Origin of the sequence: Actinosynnema sp. NPDC023658 (assembly GCF_040639995.1) — a bacterium.
Classification (GTDB): Bacteria; Actinomycetota; Actinomycetes; order Mycobacteriales; family Pseudonocardiaceae; genus Actinosynnema.
Map to the genome: position 1 here is coordinate 16,020 of NZ_JBFAAX010000011.1, position 18,884 is coordinate 34,903.

14 protein-coding genes and 1 pseudogene are annotated in these 18,884 nt (G+C 72.0%); 7 read left to right on the forward strand and 8 right to left on the reverse strand.

Going from position 1 to position 18,884, the window contains the following annotated elements; translation table 11 throughout:
- The first annotated feature begins 29 nt into the window (after window positions 1–29).
- The 3 genes from AB0G02_RS02915 to AB0G02_RS02925 are packed head-to-tail and all read left to right on the forward strand — an operon-like array spanning window position 30 to window position 3,309.
- A complete protein-coding gene (locus tag AB0G02_RS02915) occupies window positions 30–1,925 on the forward strand; it encodes an EAL domain-containing protein (RefSeq protein ID WP_360788383.1) in 1,896 nt (631 codons plus the stop codon).
- 45 nt (window positions 1,926–1,970) lie between these two features.
- The gene (locus AB0G02_RS02920; RefSeq protein WP_360788386.1) at window positions 1,971–2,810 is read left to right on the forward strand and encodes a trypsin-like peptidase domain-containing protein; all 840 of its coding nucleotides are present in this window, start codon (window positions 1,971–1,973) and stop codon (window positions 2,808–2,810) included.
- A gap of 16 nt (window positions 2,811–2,826) precedes the next feature.
- Window positions 2,827–3,309 carry a GNAT family N-acetyltransferase gene (locus AB0G02_RS02925; protein ID WP_360788389.1) on the forward strand — a complete coding sequence of 161 codons (483 nt, stop codon included), beginning with the start codon at window positions 2,827–2,829 and terminating at the stop codon, window positions 3,307–3,309.
- 27 nt (window positions 3,310–3,336) lie between these two features.
- Here the strand turns inward: AB0G02_RS02925 and AB0G02_RS02930 are convergent, their stop codons facing one another.
- Window positions 3,337–4,572 carry a cyclopropane-fatty-acyl-phospholipid synthase family protein gene (locus tag AB0G02_RS02930; protein ID WP_360788451.1) on the reverse strand — a complete coding sequence of 412 codons (1,236 nt, stop codon included), beginning with the start codon at window positions 4,570–4,572 and terminating at the stop codon, window positions 3,337–3,339.
- 14 nt (window positions 4,573–4,586) lie between these two features.
- Entirely contained in the window at window positions 4,587–5,912 is a 1,326-nt protein-coding gene (locus AB0G02_RS02935) for an FAD-binding oxidoreductase (protein WP_360788391.1), read from the reverse strand.
- A gap of 154 nt (window positions 5,913–6,066) precedes the next feature.
- On the opposite strand from AB0G02_RS02935, the gene AB0G02_RS02940 reads away from it, so the two are divergent.
- Entirely contained in the window at window positions 6,067–7,659 is a 1,593-nt protein-coding gene (locus tag AB0G02_RS02940) for an acyl-CoA dehydrogenase family protein (protein WP_360788393.1), read from the forward strand.
- Window positions 7,656–8,411, forward strand: a complete 756-nt coding sequence (locus AB0G02_RS02945; RefSeq protein ID WP_360788396.1) for a crotonase/enoyl-CoA hydratase family protein — start codon at window positions 7,656–7,658, stop codon at window positions 8,409–8,411. The genes AB0G02_RS02940 and AB0G02_RS02945 overlap by 4 nt, the downstream gene beginning before the upstream one ends.
- Before the next feature lie 210 nt (window positions 8,412–8,621).
- Here the strand turns inward: AB0G02_RS02945 and AB0G02_RS02950 are convergent, their stop codons facing one another.
- The 4 genes from AB0G02_RS02950 to AB0G02_RS02965 form a co-directional block, all read right to left on the reverse strand.
- Window positions 8,622–9,785, reverse strand: coding sequence for an acyl-CoA dehydrogenase family protein (locus AB0G02_RS02950; protein ID WP_360788399.1), 1,164 nt, complete (start codon window positions 9,783–9,785; stop codon window positions 8,622–8,624).
- Window positions 9,786–9,788: 3 nt separating this feature from the next.
- On the reverse strand, window positions 9,789–11,711 hold the full coding sequence (locus tag AB0G02_RS02955) for an acetyl/propionyl/methylcrotonyl-CoA carboxylase subunit alpha (protein ID WP_360788402.1): 1,923 nt from the start codon (window positions 11,709–11,711) through the stop codon (window positions 9,789–9,791).
- The gene (locus AB0G02_RS02960) at window positions 11,711–13,315 is read right to left on the reverse strand and encodes a carboxyl transferase domain-containing protein (RefSeq protein WP_360788405.1); all 1,605 of its coding nucleotides are present in this window, start codon (window positions 13,313–13,315) and stop codon (window positions 11,711–11,713) included. Before AB0G02_RS02960 ends, AB0G02_RS02955 begins: the two co-directional genes overlap by 1 nt.
- Window positions 13,316–13,432: 117 nt before the next feature.
- Window positions 13,433–14,221: an SGNH/GDSL hydrolase family protein gene (locus AB0G02_RS02965; RefSeq protein ID WP_360788408.1), complete on the reverse strand. Its 789-nt coding sequence runs from the start codon at window positions 14,219–14,221 to the stop codon at window positions 13,433–13,435.
- A 192-nt stretch (window positions 14,222–14,413) separates the two neighbouring features.
- Between AB0G02_RS02965 and AB0G02_RS02970 the strand changes: the two genes are divergently transcribed.
- Together AB0G02_RS02970 and AB0G02_RS02975 are read left to right on the forward strand one after the other, a co-directional pair.
- Window positions 14,414–14,998: a TetR/AcrR family transcriptional regulator gene (locus AB0G02_RS02970; RefSeq protein WP_360788411.1), complete on the forward strand. Its 585-nt coding sequence runs from the start codon at window positions 14,414–14,416 to the stop codon at window positions 14,996–14,998.
- Between the two features lie 158 nt (window positions 14,999–15,156).
- The gene (locus AB0G02_RS02975) at window positions 15,157–17,307 is read left to right on the forward strand and encodes a phospholipase A2 (RefSeq protein WP_360788414.1); all 2,151 of its coding nucleotides are present in this window, start codon (window positions 15,157–15,159) and stop codon (window positions 17,305–17,307) included.
- Here the strand turns inward: AB0G02_RS02975 and AB0G02_RS02980 are convergent.
- Both AB0G02_RS02980 and AB0G02_RS02985 read right to left on the reverse strand, forming a co-directional pair.
- Window positions 17,308–18,183 (reverse strand): annotated as a pseudogene (locus AB0G02_RS02980) (acyltransferase family protein); the annotation flags it as partial.
- Window positions 18,180–18,854: an alpha/beta hydrolase gene (locus AB0G02_RS02985; protein ID WP_360788417.1), complete on the reverse strand. Its 675-nt coding sequence runs from the start codon at window positions 18,852–18,854 to the stop codon at window positions 18,180–18,182. The gene AB0G02_RS02985 and the pseudogene AB0G02_RS02980, both read right to left, overlap by 4 nt.
- Between the last annotated feature and the right edge of the window lie 30 nt (window positions 18,855–18,884).

An 18,884-nucleotide genomic window follows, 5' to 3' on the forward strand; every position in this document is an offset into this window, starting at 1 on the left:
TGGGTGTTTCGTTGCTTTCAGTTGTCGGTGTGGTGGGTGCTCCGCTCGCCCCCGACCTCGACCCAGCCACCGGGGTCACCCGGTTGGTGGCCGTGCTCGGCGCCCTGGCCGCCGGGTTCACCGACGCGCTCCCCCGGCACGCGCCCGAGCCGCAGACGTCCGCGGAAACTCCCGACCGAACCCCGGAGCAAACTCCGGCGGAGAATCACGCCACCGCGCAGCCCTCCACCCGTTCAGCCGAATCGGCGCTGCGGGAGAGCGAGGCGAAGTTCCGCGCCGTCTTCCAGACGTCGGCACTGGCCATCGTGGTCACCGACACCCACGGCGTGATCATGGACTGCAACGACGCGATGCTCTCGATGCTCGACCGCACCGCCGACGACTTGATCGGATCGGTCGCCCGCGACCTCGTTCACCCGGACGAACGCGAAGTCATGTCCGAGGTCGGTCGGCAATTGCACGCCGGGCTGGAACACGTCCGCGTGGAAACGCGGTTGGTGCGCGGTGACGGCGACCTGGTCGAGGTGCTCGTCGCGCTGGCCCTGCTGCGCGACGACGACGGCGAGCCCGCCTACTACGTGACCATGATCCAGAGCCTCGACGAGGTCCGGGCGCTGCAGACGCAGCTGGTGCGGCAGAGCCTGCACGACATCCAGACCGGCCTGGCGAACCGCTCGCAGTTCATCGGCTGGCTGGAGAACGCGGTCGGTTTCCGCGGCCCCGAGACGCTCGCGCTGGTCGTGTTCGACCTGGACGGGTTCCGGGTGGTCAACGACGCGTTCGGGCACGAGGTCGGCAACCGGGTCCTCACCGTGGTCGCCCACCACCTGCGGTCGGTGTTCGACGGCGTCGGGCAGCTGGCCCGGATCGGGCCGGACGAGTTCGGCGTGCTGATCCGCGACCCGGTCGACTCCGCGACGGTGGTGACGATGGCCGAGTCGGCCGTCGAGCTGCTGGCCGAGCCGGTGTGGGTGGGTGAGGACGGCGTCGGCGTGACCGCCAGCGTGGGCATCGTGGTGCAGCCCGCGCGCGGTGCGGACGCGGCCGAGCTGCTGCGCTGCGTCGACCTGACCGTGCGGTGGGCCAAGGACGACGGCAAGGCGCAGTGGGCGCTCTACGACAAGGAGCGCGACCAGCGCGAGCGCGCCCGGATGCGGTTGGCGGCGTCGGTCGCGGGCGGGCTGGAGCAGAACGACTTCCGGGTGGACTACGAGCCGGTGCGCTCGCTGGTGGACGGGTCGCTGCTGGCCGTCGAGGCACGCGTGCGGTGGGACCACCCGACGGAGGGCCTGCTCGACCCGCAGGCGCTGGTGTCGCTGACGACGTGCACCGGGATGGCGGCCCGGCTGGGCAAGTGGGCGATCGAGCGGGCGTGCCGGGACGCGGGCCGCTGGCACGCCGACTTCGGCGACGCCACGCCGGTGCTGAGCATGGACCTGACCGCCCGGCAGTGCCAGGAGCCGGAGCTGGTGGCGAGCGTGCGGCAGGTGCTGCGGGACAGCGGCCTGCCGGCGCGGCTGCTCCAGTTCGAGCTGAGCGAGCAGCTGCCCGCGCTGATCAACGACGACCAGGCGGAGGAGCTGACGTTCCTGGCCGAGCACGGCGTGCGGCTGGTGCTCGACCAGGTGGGCGGCGGCAACGTCCAGGTGGACCGGTTGCGGCGGCTGCCGCTGACCGCGGTGAAGTTCCAGGGCTCCCCGGTGTACGGGCTCGCGGACGGCGCGGACCCGGTGGAGGAGAGCGCGGCCGTGGCGCTGCTCACGTGGGCGCGGTCGCTGGGGCTCCCGCTGTACGCGGCCGGCGTGCGCACCGAGGCCGAGGCCCGGCGGCTGGTCGAGCTGGGCGTCACGGGCGCGCAGGGCCCGCTGTTCGGGTCGTCCCTGCTGACGTGCGACGAGGTCTCCGCGATTCTTGGCAAGTCCTGACCGGACGCTCAGCCTGCTCATAGGCTGCGGGTCGACCCTGAGTGCATGACGACGACACAGGACTTCCCCGCCATGAGCGGGTCGTTGCAGGAGCCGGCACCGTTCTGGCGGCGGCGGACCGGGACGGTCGTGACCTCGGCGGCACTGGTGGCCGCGCTGTTCGGCGGCGTGACCGGTGGCGTGGTCGGCGCGCTGAACGCGTCGGGCGGCGGGGTGGCGGCGGTGAGCAGCCCGGTGGCCCTCAACGCCTCGTCCACCTCGGACGTCTCGACGATCGCGGCGAAGGTGCTGCCGAGCGTCGTGCAGGTCAACGTCCGGTCGGGGCAGGGCGAGGGGCTCGGGTCCGGCGTGGTGCTGACCCCGGACGGTCGGATCCTCACCAACAACCACGTGGTCGCCGGCGCGCAGCAGGTGACCGTGACGTTGAGCGACGGGCGGACCGTCGACGCCGCGGTGCTGGGCGCGGACGCGTCCAGCGACCTGGCGGTCGTGCAGGCGTCGGGGGTGAGCGGGTTGACGCCCGCGAAGTTCGGTGACTCCGACCGGGTGAAGATCGGGGACCAGGTCGTGGCGATCGGTTCGCCGGAGGGCCTCCAGGGCACCGTGACGTCCGGGATCGTCAGCGCGCTGGACCGGACGGTGACCGTGCCGGGCACCTCGACCGGGCGCCGCGACTCGTCGGTCAGCTACCAGGCGATCCAGACCGACGCGTCGATCAACCCGGGCAACTCGGGCGGGCCGCTGGTGAACGCGGCGGGCGAGGTCGTCGGCATCAACTCCGCGATCTACTCGCCGGCGTCGGACGGCGGTCAGGCGGGCAGCGTGGGCATCGGCTTCGCGATCCCGTCCGACCAGGTGCAGCAGATCGTCAACCGGTTGTCGTGAGTGCTTGGATCGCGGTGTGGACGTCGAACTCGCGGTGGTCGGTGAACAGGACAAGGTCGTGCTGGCCAACCTGATCCAGTTGTACCAGCACGACTTCTCCGAGATCCGGGACCTGCCGCTCACCCGGCACGGCACGTTCGGCTACCCCTACCTCGACCACTACTTCACCGAGGGTGGGCGGGAGGCGTACTTCATCGAGGCCCGCGGCGAGCTCGCGGGCTTCGCCCTGTGCAGGGGCGACCTGGACGAGGACGGCTCGTGGAACGTGGCCGAGTTCTTCGTCGCCCGCGGTCACCGGGGGCGCGGGGTGGCGCGCGAGGCGGCACGCCGCCTGTTCGCCCGGCACCCCGGCGTGTGGACGTTGTCCGTCGACCACGCCAACACCGCCGCCGCGGCGTTCTGGTCGTCCGTCGTGGAGGAACTCGCGACCGGTCCGGTCACCGCCGTCGACCTGGCCGATCCGGTGCCGCGCACGCGCCTGCGGTTCCGGGTGGCGTGACCGCGGCCCCACCACCCGGCTCCCACCTCAGCCCAGCCACTCCGGGCGCAGCGGCATGTGCGACGTCGTGCCGTCCAGCTTCACGCCCAGCACCTGGTGCAGCTGGATGTTGTTGCGCTCGAAGCCCAACCGGGACGCGGCGAGGTACAGCCGCCACACCCTCGCCCGGCCCAGCCCGACCTCGGTCACCGCGTCGTCCCAGTGCTTCTCGAGGTTGTCGCACCACCCCGCCAACGTCATGGCGTAGTGCTCGCGCAGGTTCTCCTCGTGCCGCACCTCGAACCCGGTGTCGTGCATCAACGACACCAGGTGCCCCGGCCCGACCAGCTCGCCGTCCGGGAACACGTACCGGCCGATGAACCCGCCGGTGCGGGCGCGCTGCTTGTTGTCCGGCCGGGTGATGCAGTGGTTGAGCATCCGCCCGCCGGGCTTCAGCTTCCCGTACAGCGACCGGAAGTACCCGGGCAGCTTCGCCTTGCCGATGTGCTCGGTCAGGCCGATGGAGCTGACCGCGTCGAACCCGGTCTCCCGCACGTCCCGGTAGTCGAGGAAGCGCACCTCGGCCAGGTCGGACAGGCCGGCCTCCACGATCGCCTTCTGCGCCCACTCGGCCTGGTTGCGCGACAACGTCACGCCCAGCGCCTGCACGCCGTACTCGCGGGCGGCGTGCATGACCATCCCGCCCCAGCCGCAGCCGACGTCGAGCAGCCGCATGCCGGGCTTGAGCCCGAGCTTGCGCGCCACCAGGTCGTGCTTGGCGAACTGCGCCTCCTCCAACGTGGACTCCGCGGTCGGGTACACGGCGCACGTGTACGCCATCGACGGACCGAGGATCCACTCGTAGAACGTGTTCGACACGTCGTAGTGGTGCGCGATCGCCTCCCGGTCGCGCGCCTTCGAGTGCCGCAGGCCGCGCAACCGCCGCTCCTGCGGCGGCACCTCCACCCGCGTACCCAGCCGGGTGCGCCCGAGGGTCGCCAACAACTCCAGCCGCTCGCCCCAGGGCACCTCGCTCAGCGAGATGTCGGACAGCTGCTTCAACGCGCCGTACACGTCACCGATGATCTCCAGGTGCCCGGTCACGTACGCGCGTGCCAGCCCCAGCTCACCGGGCGCCGACGCCAGGTAGGACAACGCCTCCGGTGTGCGCACCTCGATGCTCACACCCGCGTCGGCCGGCCCCGCCTGGCTCCCGTCGTACGCGCTGAACCGCACGGACGCGCCGCCTCCGACCGCCCGCTGGAACACCTCCGCCAACCGCACGACCCCGACTCCCTTCACCTACGCAGAACACACTTGGCGTACAAATCGGGCAGCCGGCCCGCCGGGTCGTACCGCTTCTTCAGGTCCTGGTACGTCGGGCCGTTGTAGTTCTCCCAGAACTCGTCCTCGTCGTAGTACGAGTCGGAGTAGAGCGACTTGTGCCCGCCCAGCTCGGTGACCTTCTCCTCGATCAGCCGGTTACGGCTGCCCAGCTCCTCGTCGGGCCGCAGCGACACCGTCGACCAGAAGCCGACGTTGACGTACAGCACGTCAGGGTCCATCGGGTACAGCGGCCAGCCCGGCCGGCGACCGTCCTCCCGGTTCCGCAACCGCACCGGGCACAGCCACACCGGGCTGATGCCGACCTCGCGGTGGAAGAAGTCCAGGAACTCGGCGAGCCGGTCGACCGGGATCTCCACGTCCTGGATCACCGGTTCCTGCACCGCCTTGCTCAACCGGTCCGACAGCTTGTGCCGGCGGTCCCACGCCACGACCTTGCGGTAGACGTCCGAGCGCAGGTACCGCTTGGGCACCAGGCGGCGCGCCAGCGGGTGCTGCACGCCGAACGCGCGCGAGCACCAGAACCAGTCGGTGTCCCACCGCCAGATGTAGTCCCGGACGGTCAGGTAGTCGGTGCTGCGCTCCTGGATGGACCGGTAGTAGATGTGGTTGCCGGTGTAGTCCGACGTCCACGGCGCGGTCTCGGCCCAGTTCCCCAGGGTCAGGTACTGCTCCCGACCGGAGAACACCGTGCCGTCCACGAAGTCGACCGGTTCGTCCCGGTAGGAGCCCTCGGCGCAGACGGCGGCGATCACCTCGGCGCACTCGGCCGCGTCCGCGAAGGGCACGTGTCGCAGGCGTACGTACGGTTTGACCGGTTCGAGCTCGATGTCCAGTCGCAACGTGTAGCCGAGCGTCCCGTACGAGTTCGGGAACCCGCGGAACAGGTCGTCCTCCGGACCCACGACGACGACCTCGCCGTCACCCGTCATGACTTCGAGTTCGCGCACCGACTCGTGCGGCAGTCCATTGCGGTACGAACTGGACTCGATGCCCAGACCCGCCACCGCGCCGCCCAGCGTGATCGTCTTGAGCTGCGGGACGACCAGCGGCATGAGACCGTGGGGGAGGGTCGCGTCGACCAGGTGCTCGTAGGTCGTCATGCCCTGCACCTGCGCGGTCCGCGCCTCGGGGTCGACCGACAGGACCCGGTCGAACCTGGCCACGTCCAGCCCGCCGGACTGGTCGGCGCGGAACCGGAAGAGGTTCGACGTCGCCTTGGCCAGGCGCACGGGTGCGCCTGGCGGTATAGCCGCGTACTGGCCGCGCAGGGCGGCCACCGCGCGACTGTGTTCCGCCGCTCGACCGTGCTCGGCCGCTCGACTCCGCTCGGGGTGATCGGTCACGGCACCGACGTTAGGCCGCCGGAGCTTGATCAGCACCCCCAAATTTCACGCCCATCCAAGTTACCCGCGAGTAGTAGGCTACGTGGTTATGACCCACGCCACTCACGAGGTGACCAACCAGGTCCCGCCGCTGGAAGGCCACGACGTCTCCGCCGACCCGGCGCTGCTGGACGGCCTGCGGCGCGGCGGGGCGGAGTGGGCCGAACCGGAGCTGCGCGCGCTGGGGGTGCTCGCGGGCACCCCGCACGTCCAGGACCTGGGCCGGCTGGCCAACGCCCACCCACCCGTGCTGCACACCCACGACCGGTACGGGCACCGGGTGGACGAGGTCGAGTTCCACCCGGCCTGGCACGAGCTGATGGGCACGGCCGTCGCGAACGGCCTGCACGCCGCGCCGTGGCGGGACGACCGGCCGGGCGCGCACGTCGCCCGCGCGGCCAAGTTCTTCGTGTGGAGCCAGGCCGAGGCGGGCCACGGCTGCCCGATCTCGATGACCTACGCGGCCGTGCCCGCGCTGCGCCGCACGCCCGCGCTGGCCGAGCGGTTCGAGCCGCTGCTGGCGTCCCGCGAGTACGACTTCGGGCTGCGCGCGCCGGACACCAAGCGCGGGCTCATCGCGGGCATGTCGATGACCGAGAAGCAGGGCGGCTCGGACGTGCGGTCGAACACCACGCGCGCCGTGCCGCAGGGCGACCACTACCTGCTGACCGGGCACAAGTGGTTCACGTCCGCGCCGATGTCCGATTTGTTCCTCACCCTGGCGCAGGCGCCGGGCGGCCTGTCGTGCTTCGTGCTGCCGCGCGTGCTGCCCGACGGCACGCGCAACGCGATGTTCCTGCAACGGCTGAAGGACAAGCTCGGCAACAAGTCGAACGCGTCCGCGGAGCTGGAGTACGACGGCGCGGTGGGGTGGCTGGTCGGTGAGGAAGGCCGGGGCGTGCGGACCATCATCGAGATGGTCAACACGACCAGGCTGGACTGCGTGATCGGCTCGGCGTCCGGGATGCGGCTCGGGCTGACCCAGGCCACGCACCACGCGGCGCACCGCAAGGCGTTCGGCGCGTACCTGGTCGACCAGCCGGCGATGCGGAACGTGCTGGCCGACCTGGCGGTGGAGTCGGAGGCGGCGACCACGGTGGCGCTGTGGCTGGCGGGCAACCGGAGCAGGCTCGGGCTCGCGGTGAGCAAGTACTGGGTGTGCAAGCGGGCGCCCGCGCACGCCGCCGAGGCGTTGGAGTGCCTGGGCGGGAACGGGTACATCGAGGACTCGGGGATGCCCCGGCTGTTCCGCGAGTCGCCGCTGATGTCCATCTGGGAGGGCTCGGGCAACGTCGCCGCGCTGGACGCGCTGCGGGCGATGGGGCGTTCACCGGAGGCGGTGGAGGAGTTCTTCGGTGAGCTGGACGCGGCGCGCGGCGCCGACCGGCGGCTGGACGCGGCGGTCGACGGGCTGAAGGGCGAGCTGACCGACCTCGGTGACCTCGAGGTGCGGGCGCGCAGGCTGGTGGAGCGGATGGCGCTGGCGTTGCAGGGGGCGTTGCTGGTGCGGTTCGGTCACCCGGCGGTGGCGGACGCGTTCTGCGCGTCGCGGCTGTCCGGCGACTGGGGCGCGGCGTTCGGCACCCTGCCGCGCGGGGTCGACTTCGGCGCGATCGTGGAGCGGGGGTTGCCGAAGCCGTGAGCGCGGTCCGGGTGGAGCGGTCGGGGCCGGTGTTCACCGTGCTGCTGAACCGGCCGGCGGTGCGCAACGCGGTGGACGGGCCGACGGCGCACACGTTGACCGAGGTGTTCCGCGAGTTCGACGAGGACCCGACGGCGGCGGTGGCCGTGCTGCACGGCGAGGGCGGCACGTTCTGCTCGGGCGCGGACCTCAAGGCGATCGGGACGCCGAGGGGCAACGACCCGCGGTCGCCGTCCGGGCCGATGGGGCCGACGCGGCTGCGGCTGTCCAAGCCGGTGGTCGCCGCCGTGTCCGGGCACGCGGTGGCGGGAGGGTTGGAGCTGGCGCTGTGGTGCGACCTGCGGGTGGCCGACGACGACGCCGTGTTCGGGGTGTTCTGCCGGCGGTGGGGCGTGCCGCTGATCGACGGCGGGACCGTGCGGCTGCCCCGGTTGATCGGCGCGTCGCGGGCGATGGACCTGGTGCTGACCGGTCGGCCGGTGGGCGCGGTGGAGGCGTTGGACATGGGGCTGGTGAACCGGGTGGTGCCCAGCGGCTCCTCCCGGTTGGCCGCGGAGGCGCTGGCGCGGGAGATCGCCGCGTTCCCGCAGGTGTGCCTGCGCGAGGACCGGCTGTCGCTGCTGGAGCAGGAGGGCCTGCCCGAGGCGGAGGCGCTGGCGGGTGAACTGGCCCACGGCCTCGTGTCCCTGACCGAGGTGGAGCAGGGCCTGCGCCGCTTCCAGTCGGGCGAAGGCCGCCACGGCCACTTCTGACCCGCGAGAGTCCTACCTTCACGCGCCGAGAGTCCAACGTTCAGATCGCGCGTGTCCTACGTTCGCGTCACGCGTGTCCTACGTTCCCGTACCCCATGTTGAACACTCAGGTCGGCCGCACCGCCGTTCCGAGCGTTCAACATGGGTGTTCCGAACGTAGGACACGCGCGTTCCGGACGTAGGACACGCGCGGAGGTAGGGCTCGGGTGGTCAGGCGGAGTGGGGCAGGCCCAGTTCGCGGGCGATCAGCATCTTCTGGACCTCGCTCGTGCCCTCACCGATCTCCAGGATCTTCGCGTCCCGGTAGAACCGGCCGACCGGGTACTCGTTCATGAACCCGTACCCGCCGAAGATCTGGGTCGCCTCACGCGCGTTGTCCATCGCAGCCTCCGACGACACCAGCTTGGCGATGGCCGCCTCGCGCTTGAACGGCTCGCCGCGCAGCATCTTCGCCGCCGCCTGGTAGTACGCCAGCCGCGAGGTGTGCGTGCGGGCCTCCATCTCCGCGATCTTGAACTGGATCGCCTGGTACTGGCCGATCCGGTGGCCGAACGCCTCGCGCTCGCCCACGTACCGCAGGCACTCGTCCACGCACCCCTGCGCCAGGCCGACGCCGACGGCCGCGATCGCCACCCGCCCCTCGTCCAACGTCTGCAGGAACTGCGCGTACCCGCGCCCGCGCTCACCGACCAGGTTCGCCAGCGGCACGCGGCAGTCCTGGAACGACAGCTCGCGCGTGTCGGACGCGTTCCAGCCGACCTTGGAGTACTTGCGCGACACGGAGAACCCAGGGGTCCCGGTCGGCACGATGATGGCCGAGATCTCCGGCCGGCCGTTCTCCCGCCGCCCGGTCACCGCCGCCACCGTGACCAGGCCGGTGATGTCCGTGCCCGAGTTGGTGATGAACGCCTTGGTCCCGTTGAGCACCCACTCGTCACCGTCGACCCGCGCGGTGGTCCGCAGCGCGCCCGCGTCCGACCCGCCACCCGGCTCGGTGAGCCCGAACGCCCCCAGCGCCTCACCGGAGCACAGCCGGGGCAGCCACTCGGCCTTCTGCTCGTCGCTGCCGAACCGGAACAGCGGCATCGCGCCCAGCGAGACGCCCGCCTCCAGCGTGATCGCGACCGACGAGTCGACCCGCGCCAGCTCCTCCAGCGCCAGGCACAACGCGAAGTAGTCGCCGCCCATGCCGCCGAACTCCTCCGGGAACGGCAGCCCGAACAGGCCCATCCGCCCCATCCTGGCGACGATGTCGTACGGGAACTCCTCGCGCTCGTAGAACCCGCCGATGACCGGCGCGACCTCCTCGCGGGCGAACTCCTCGACGGTCTTGCGCAGCGCCTCGTAGTCCTCGTCAAGGCGGAAGTCCAACATCGCTCACTCCTGGTGGGGCACGACGACGGCTAGGGGTTGGTCCAGCGCGACCTGTTGGCCGGCCTGGACGTGCACTTCGGCGAGCACGCCGTCCACGGGTGACGTGACGGTGTGCTCCATCTTCATCGCTTCGACCACGAACAACGCCTGACCCGCGGTGACGTGGTCGCCCTCGGCGGCACGCGCCACGAGCACGGTGCCGGGCATGGGGCTGGTCACCGGACCACCGCTGCCCGCCGCCGACGACGACGCGACCTCCGACGGCAGGGTCTCGGTCAACGCCCACGCGTGGCCGTCCGCGCCGAGCCACAGCACGTTGCCGGAACGGGCCGCGGCGTACCGCCGACCGCCGACGACGAGTGAACCGTCGTCGACGGAAGCGCTGAGTCGCAACGGTTCCCGGCCCGCGACCGACACCTCGTCACCGCGCACGCGGACCTCGACGCCGTCGATCAACCACTTCGTCCACGCGTGCTCGCCCACGCGCCAGCCGCCCGACCGGTCCCACGGGTCGTCACCGCGCACCGCGAGCTGCCGCTCCAACGCCGCCGCGGCCAGCACCTCGTCCGGCACGTCGTGGCGCACCAACGAGTCCAGCTTGCGCTCCACCAAGCCGGTGTCCAGCGCACCCGCCCGCACGTCCGGGTCGGTCAGCAGCGCCCGCAGGAACGGGACGTTCGTCGTCACGCCCAGCAGCACGAACCGGCCCAGCGCGGCGTCCAACCGGCGCAACGCCTCGGCCCGCGTCGAGCCGTGCGCGATCACCTTGGCCAGCATCGGGTCGTAGTCGCTGCCCACGGCGAGCCCGACCCGCAGCGCCGAGTCCACCCGCACGTCGTCCGGCTCGTGCAGCGCGAGGACCGTGCCGCCGGTGGGCAGGAAGCCGCGCGCCGGGTCCTCGGCGTAGACGCGCGCCTCGACGGCGTGCCCGGTCAGCTCGACCGACGTGAACCCCAGGGGTTCGCCGGCGGCCACCCGCAGCTGCCACTCGACCAGGTCCACGCCCGTGACCAGCTCGGTCACCGGGTGCTCGACCTGGAGCCGGGTGTTCATCTCCATGAAGTAGTAGTCGCCGGACGCGCCGTCCACGATGAACTCGACCGTGCCCGCGCCGACGTACCCGACCGACCGGGCCGCCTCGACCGCCGCGCTGCCCATGGCCTCGCGCACCTCCGGCGTGAGCAGCGGTGACGGGGCCTCCTCGATGATCTTCTGGTGCCGCCGCTGGAGGCTGCACTCGCGCTCCCCGAGGTGCACGACCCCGCCGTGCGCGTCGGCCAGCACCTGGATCTCGACGTGCCGCGGGTTGCCGACGAACCGCTCGATCAGCAGCGCGTCGTCACCGAACGATCCGCGCGCCTCGCGCCGTGCCGACTCGATGGCGTCCCGCAGCCCGTCCGCGGACCCCACGAGCCGCATCCCCTTGCCGCCACCGCCGGCGGACGGCTTGAGCAGCACCGGGAACCCGATCTCCCCCGCCGCCTCGACCAGGTCGTCGTCGGTCATCCCGACCTCGGTCCGACCCGGCACCACCGGCACGCCGGCCGCCGCGACGGTCAGCTTCGCGCGGATCTTGTCGCCCATCGCCTCGATCGCGTCGGCGGGCGGCCCGATGAACACCAGGCCGGCCTTCTCGCAGGCCCGCGCGAACTCCGCGTTCTCGGCGAGGAACCCGTACCCGGGGTGCACGGCCTGCGCACCCGCAGCCAGGGCGGCCTCGACGATCCGCTCCACCGACAGGTAGCTCTCCCGCGCCGACGCGGGCCCGATCCGCACCGCCACGTCGGCCTGCCGCACGTGCAGCGCGTCGGCGTCGGCGTCGCTGTAGACGGCGACCGACCGGATGCCGAACCGCCGCAACGCGCGGATCACCCGCACCGCGATCTCGCCGCGGTTGGCCACCAGCACGCTGTCGAACATCCCCATCACATCCTGAAGACGCCGTAGGAAACCGGCTCGATCGGGGCGTTCGCCGCCGTGGACAACGCCAGGCCCAGCACCATCCGGGTGTCGAGGGGGTCGATCACGCCGTCGTCCCACAGCCGGGCCGTGGAGTAGTACGGGTTGCCCTGGTCCTCGTACTGCTGCCGGATCGGCGCCTTGAACGCCTCTTCCTCCTCGGCGGACCACTCGTCACCGAGCTGATCGCGCCGCACGGTCGCCAGCACCGACGCCGCCTGCTCGCCGCCCATCACCGAGATCCGGGCGTTCGGCCACATCCACAGGAACCGGGGCGAGTAGGCCCGCCCGCACATCGAGTAGTTGCCCGCGCCGAACGACCCGCCGATGACCACGGTGAACTTCGGCACCCGCGCGCACGCCACCGCCGTCACCATCTTCGCGCCGTGCTTGGCGATGCCCGCCGCCTCGTACTCGCGGCCCACCATGAACCCGCTGATGTTCTGCAGGAACACCAGCGGCACGCGGCGCTGGTCGCACAGCTGGATGAAGTGCGCGCCCTTCAGCGCCGACTCACCGAACAGCACGCCGTTGTTGGCCACGATGCCGACCGGGTGGCCGTGGATCCGGGCGAAGCCGGTGACCAGCGTCGCGCCGTACTCCTTCTTGAACTCCTGGAACCGGCTGCCGTCCACGACGCGGGCGATCACCTCGCGCACGTCGTAGGGCGTGCGGCTGTCGGTCGGCACGACGCCGTACAGCTCGTTCGGGTCCACGGCGGGCTCGACGGTCGGCTCGACCTGCCACGGGCGCGGCTCGCGCGGCCCCAGCGTGCTGACGATCGAGCGGACGATCCGCAACGCGTGCGCGTCGTCCTCCGCGAGGTGGTCGGTGACGCCGGACGTGCGGGAGTGCAGCTCGCCGCCGCCCAGCTCCTCGGCCGTGACGACCTCGCCGGTGGCGGCCTTCACCAGCGGCGGGCCGCCGAGGAAGATCGTGCCCTGGCCGCGCACGATGACCGCTTCGTCCGACATCGCGGGCACGTACGCGCCGCCCGCGGTGCACGACCCGAGCACGGCGGCGATCTGCGGGATGCCGCGGCTGGACATGGTGGCCTGGTTGAAGAAGATGCGGCCGAAGTGGTCGCGGTCCGGGAACACCTCGTCCTGCTTGGGCAGGAACGCGCCGCCGGAGTCCACCAGGTAGACGCACGGCAGGTTGTTCTGCAACGCCACCTCTTGCGCGCGCAGGTGCTTCTTGACCGTCATCGGGTAGTACGTGCCGCCCTTGACGGTGGCGTCGTTGGCGACGACCACGACCTCGCGGCCGGACACGCGGCCGACGCCGGTGATGACGCCGGCGGCGGGCGCCTCGTCGCCGTACATGCCGGTCGCGGCCAGCGGCGACAGCTCCAGGAACGGTGAACCGGGGTCGAGCAGGGCGTCGACCCGGTCGCGGGGCAGCAGCTTGCCGCGCTCGACGTGCCGGGTGCGTGACTTCTCCGGGCCGCCCAGGGCGGCCCGGCCCAACTTCGCGCGCAGGTCGTGCACGAGCCGCGCGTGCTCGTCGTGGTAGCGCCGGAAGGCGTCGGCCGACTTGTCGGCCGTGCTGCGCAGCACCGGGGCGTCCATCGGGCTCCTCGCGGTTAGCCGTCGTTAACCTGAGGAGATGTTAGCGCCTGTTAACGCCGGTTCACAAGCCGGAGGGGACCGCTGGGTGCGGTCCCCTCCGGGTCGGGCGGGTGGTGATCAGCCGGTGACGGCGGTGAGCTGCGGCAGGTAGCCGAGGCGCTGGCCGTTGCGGTTGGGGTGGTACGACTCCTCCACCGGCCACGACAGGCTGTTCAGCCACCAGTCCGACGAGCAGATCTCGTGCCCGGTGAACGGCGTGCGCATGTCGCGGTAGGAGAAGGCCTTCGCGCCCGCCTGTGCGGAGATGACCTGGTGCAGGGTGTCGGCGGCGGAGTTGATCGCCGCGCGCTTGGTGTCGCTCAGGCCGACCGAGCAGCTGCCCGGCACCTTGTACAGGCGCGGGTAGCCGAGGACGACGACGGCCGCGGACGGCGCGCGCGTGCGGATCTGCGTGTAGACGTTGTCCAGCAGGGCGGGCAGGGTGTTGGTGGCGTACGCCTTGGCCTCGTTGACGCGACTCGTGCAGGTCGAGTCGGAGCCGAACGTGCAGGTGGTGATCACGTCGGTGAAGCCGGCGTCGTTCCCACCGATCGAGATGCTGACCAGGGAGGTCGTCGCGGACAGCGCGCTGACCTGGTTGGCGAGGACGTCACCGGTCTTGGCGCCGGAGCAGGCCACGAACTTGAACGACGCGGGCGCGTGCGACGCGGCCCAGAGGGCGGGGTAGCTGTACTGGCTGCGCTTGCAGCTGCCGGAGTCGCTGTAGTACGAGCCGGTGCCCGTCCCGGAGGAGTAGGAGTCGCCGAGTGCGACGTAGTTGGCGGCGGCGGCTTCGGCCGGCACGACGAGTGCCAGTGAAGCCACGAGTGCCAGCGCCGCGCTGGACAGTGTTCGGACAAGGCGCATCGGAGCCTCCCGGAGGGAAACAACGCAGGGTGTGATGCGGAGCACAACAAGAGCTACCAGTAAGTAGTCCTATATAAGAAGAGTGGGTCAAGAGTTAACTACGCGTTTCGCCGGGCCGGTCCGTGATCGTTCACCGACGATCTGGTTAACGCCCGTTTACGTACGCTGGGCTGGCCGTTTAAGATGGGCGGCGTGCCAGACGAGCCAGCGAAGCAGACCCGCCGGGAGCAGATCCTGGCCGCCGCCGCCGAACTGTTCGCCCGGCACGGCTTCCACGGCGTCGGCATCGACGACATCGGCGCGGCGGTGGGGATTTCCGGGCCGGCGCTGTACCGGCACTTCCGCAGCAAGGACGCGATGCTGGGCGAGATGCTCACGTCGATCAGCGAGCGGTTGCTCGACGGCGGGCTGAACCGCGTGGCGGCGTCGGGCGACCCGGCGCACGCGTTGCGGGAGCTGATCCGGTGGCACGTCGACTTCGCGTTGGACGACCCGGCGCTGATCACCGTGCAGATCCGGAACCTGGCGAACCTGACCGACCCCGACCGGCGGCGGGTGAGGGCGCTCCAGCGCCGGTACGTCGAGGTGTGGGTGGAGACCATCCGCAAGACCTCGCCCGAGGTGGACGAGCCCACCGCGCGTGCCGCGGCGCACGCCGTCTTCGGCCTGATCAACTCCACGCCGCACAGCGCCCACCTGGACCGCGACCAGATGGCGGCACTGCTCTCGCAGATGGCGCTGGCGTCCCTGTCGGGCGCGCTCCCCGTCAACCCCTGAACTGCCGCGAACGCGCAGGTCGCATGTTCTGAGCGTTCAACTCGGTTGTTCCGGGCGTAGGACTCTCGCGACGTGGAGGTAGGACTCTCGCGGTCCGGAGGGAGGACACGCGGGGATCTGTGGCGGTTCGAGTGGGCGGTCCGTACGCTGGGTTGCCAATGGGAAACGTGTCGTTGAACACCACCGGCTGGTGGCCGGGACTCCGGTTGCTCGCCCGTCTGCCCGCCTGGTTCCGGTTCGTGGTGGTCACGCTGGCCGTGTTCGTGTGCGGGGTGATCGCGTCCCGCCCGGCGGGCGCCACCGACACCGCCCCGCTCACCGGTGACGTCGCGACCGCCGCGAGAGCGGTCGAGGCGATGGCGAACCCGGGCGGGGCCAACCCGCTGACCTGGTTCCCGGCCGACTTCAACGAGGTGGTCGACCGCGACCCGCTGGTGGTCACCGCGCCGGACGGCACGACCCGGGCCACCTCCCCCGGCGGCGGCTGCTCCGGGCCCGCGGGTGACACGGAGTGGGACTTCGGCACCGGCTGCCGCGCCCACGACCTCGGCTACGACCTGCTCCGCTACGCCGAGCTGAAGGGCCGCCCGCTCGCGCCGGAAGCCCGCAAGGCGCTCGACGCCCGGCTCGCCACCGACATGCACACCCAGTGCGACCTCAACCCGCGCGGCCACGGCACGCGGTGCCACGCCGCCGCGCAGCTCTACGCGGCCGGCCTGGAGTTCAACTCGTGGCGGCAGCGCTGGGGCCCGCCCGGCCACGAGCCGGTCCTCGCCTGGGGCTTCGGCAGCGCCGTCGTCGTGTTCCTGCTGCTCGCTCGCCTGCCGCGCAGGCAGGAGCCCGACGCCGTGGACGACGCACCGCGCCCGCCACCCGCGCACGACCGCTACGCCACGTTCCTGCGGCTGGCCGCGCTCGGCCTGGTGGTCATCGGCCAGTCGCTGATCACCGTGCTGCACTGGGCCGGGCTGAGCGCGAACTGGCTGTGGCTGCTCACCTGGGCCCTCCAGGTGATCCCGGTCTTCTACTTCGCCGGCGGCCACGCCAACCTCGCCGGCTGGTACGCCGTGCAGGCCGAGCAGGGCGGCTACGGCCGCTACCTGGCCGCCCGCATCTCCTGGCTGCTGCGGCCGGTGCTGGCGTTCGTGCTGGCGTGGCTCGTCCTCCCGCTGCCGCTCGAACTGCTCGACGTGGACAAGTCGCGGGTGGAGACGTTCGGCCGGCTGATCGCGCACCCGCTGTGGTTCCTCGGCCTGTACGTGGTCGCGGTCGCGGCCACCCCGGTGATGGCCTGGCTGCACCACCACGCCCGCCTGGTCACGCCGGTGGCGCTGGTCGCCGCGATGATCGTGGTGGACCTGGTCCGGATCGGCTTCGACTGGCGGGCCGGCGGCTACCTCAACCTGGTGCTCGGCGTGCTGCTGCTGCAACAGCTCGGCTTCCACTACGCCGACGGCAGCCTGCACCGCATCTCGCGCAAGGTGCTCGCCGCGCTCGCGGTGGCCGCCGTGCCCGCGCTGCTCGCGCTGATCACGTTCGGCGGCTACCCCCGCACGATGATGCCGCTGCCCGGCGAGGGCAGCTCGAACCTCAGCCCGCCCACCGTCTGCCTGCTGGTGCTCGGCCTGGCCCAGATCTGCCTGGTCCTGCTGCTCCGGCCCGGCATCACGGCCTGGCTCGCGGGCAGCAGGCAGTGGCGGGTGGTCGAGTTCGCCCGCTCCGCGCCCATGACGGTCTACCTCGGCTACCTCACCCTGCTCGCCACCGTGTCCGGCGTGCTCGGCCTGCTCGACTCACCGTCCGCGTTCGACTGGGTCACCACCCGGCCGCGCTGGTTGGCCGTGCTGGTGCTGCTGCTCCTGCCGGTGCTGCTGGCGTTCCACCGCTTCGAGCGCAACGCCGCCGTCGCGCCCTGCCGCACCCGCGAGACCCACCGCACCCGGCTGGCGGTCACGCTCGGCGCGGGCTACGGCGTGCTGGGCGTCCTCGGGTTCGTGGTCACCGGGTTCGCGGGCACGGCGGGCACCCTGGTCGTGTTCGAGGTCGACCCGCTGCAGAACCTCATCCACCTGCTGCTCGGCTGGTACCTGCTGCACACCGCGCACGCCGGCACCTGCCACGGCCGCCGGCCCTGGCTGCTGACCGCGCTGGCCTGCGTCCCGCCGCTGCTGGCGCTGGAACCGACCGGCGCGCTGGTCGCCCTGCACGGCGGCACGATCGTCGTCGCGCTGCTGGCGGCGATACCGAAGCAGGACCAGGCACACGCCGGCGAACACGGGCAGCCACGTCCCGCGCTCCAGCACCCATAGCCCGTCCACCGGCGGGGTGTGCAGGCCGCGCAGCGCGCCGAACACCGACCCGACCAACGTCACCACCAGCAACGCGCTCTGGTGCACCAGGAAGATCGGCAACGCCCGCGCGTTCAGCGCCCGTGCGACCGAGGTCCGGCCCAGGAACGTCGGCCGGACCAGCAGCACCAAGCCCACCTGGGCCAGCGCCAGCGCCAGCGCGGCGGCCGACGGCGGGTTCAGGTTCGACTCGGCCGCGCCCGGCACCCCGACCGCGCTGACCGGGTAACCGGCCGCCAGCAGCGAGCCGAACGCCACCGCGCCCGCCGCGAACAGCCCCGCACCCCAGGAGCGGCGCTGCCCGCGTTGGGCCACGAGCACGCCCACCTGCCACGGCGCCCACCACACCGCGACCACGTTCACCCACCCGACGTCCAGCGCCACCAGCACCACCGGGACCGCCAGGCCCCACCACCCCATCCGCAGCAGCAGCGGGGTCAACGCCGACAGCACCACGTACACGGCGAGGAACCACAGCGGCGTCACGACGAGGTACCCGACCGTCATCACCGTCTGCTGCGGCAGACCGCGCAGCGACAGTCCGAACAGGACAGTCGCCCACACCCCCAGCAGGACCGCCACCGGCACCAGGAGCTTGCGGGCCTTCACCCACCACGGCACGCGCGACCGCGCCGCGCCGAACCCCCCGGTGAAGAAGAACAGCCCCAACGTCTGCAGCACCCAGCTCACCGGGGCCAAGCCGGGCACCCACCGCAGCGGGCTGTCCACCACCAGCCCGTCCTCGGTCAGCACCACGGCGGTCACCAGCCAGTGACCCAGCACCACCCCGCCGATCGCGATCGCGCGCGTGGCGTCGACCACCGGGTCCCGGCTCACGGCTGCTCCCCCACCGCGATCCGGGTCAGGGCGCGCAACGACGGCGTGCCCTCCCGGAAGTACTCGTCGTGCGCGATGTCGCCCGCGTCGAACACCCGCGCGCCGAACGCCGGGTCGACCGGGTCCGGCCCGTGCCCCAGGTCGCCCAGCCGCACCGACGGCACCCACCGCGTCCAGTCCCGTCCGCCGCGCGCCGCCCACACCCGCGCGCCCGAGGAGACCGCGTCCACCCGGACGCCGGGCGAGCCGAGGAACACCACGTCGTCGACCGGCGGCTGGGCCAGCCCGCACACCACCGAGCCGTAGCTGTGGCACAGCAGGTGCACGTGGCCCGGCAGCGTGCGCACGTAGTCGTCCAGCGCGACCGCGCCGGCCCGCGCCAACCGCCCGGAGGCCGCGTCGACCCCGAGGCCGGACGGCGTCCGGTAGCCGAGCCAGGCGACCACGGCGACGTCGAACCGGCCGATCGACGCGTGCAGGTCGTGCGCCATCCGCCCGACCGTGGCGCCGAACCGGCGATCGTCCACATCGGACCCCGGCACGACGACCGCGACGTGCGCGGCCCGCGCGAGGTCGCCGTGGACCTCGACGCGGGGGGTGAACGCGGGCGGGTCGGCCCCCGGTGTCACCAGGACCAGCAGCGCGGCCACCAGGGCGATCTTGTTCGGCATGGCGCCGAAGTTAGGGAGACCACCCGCCCC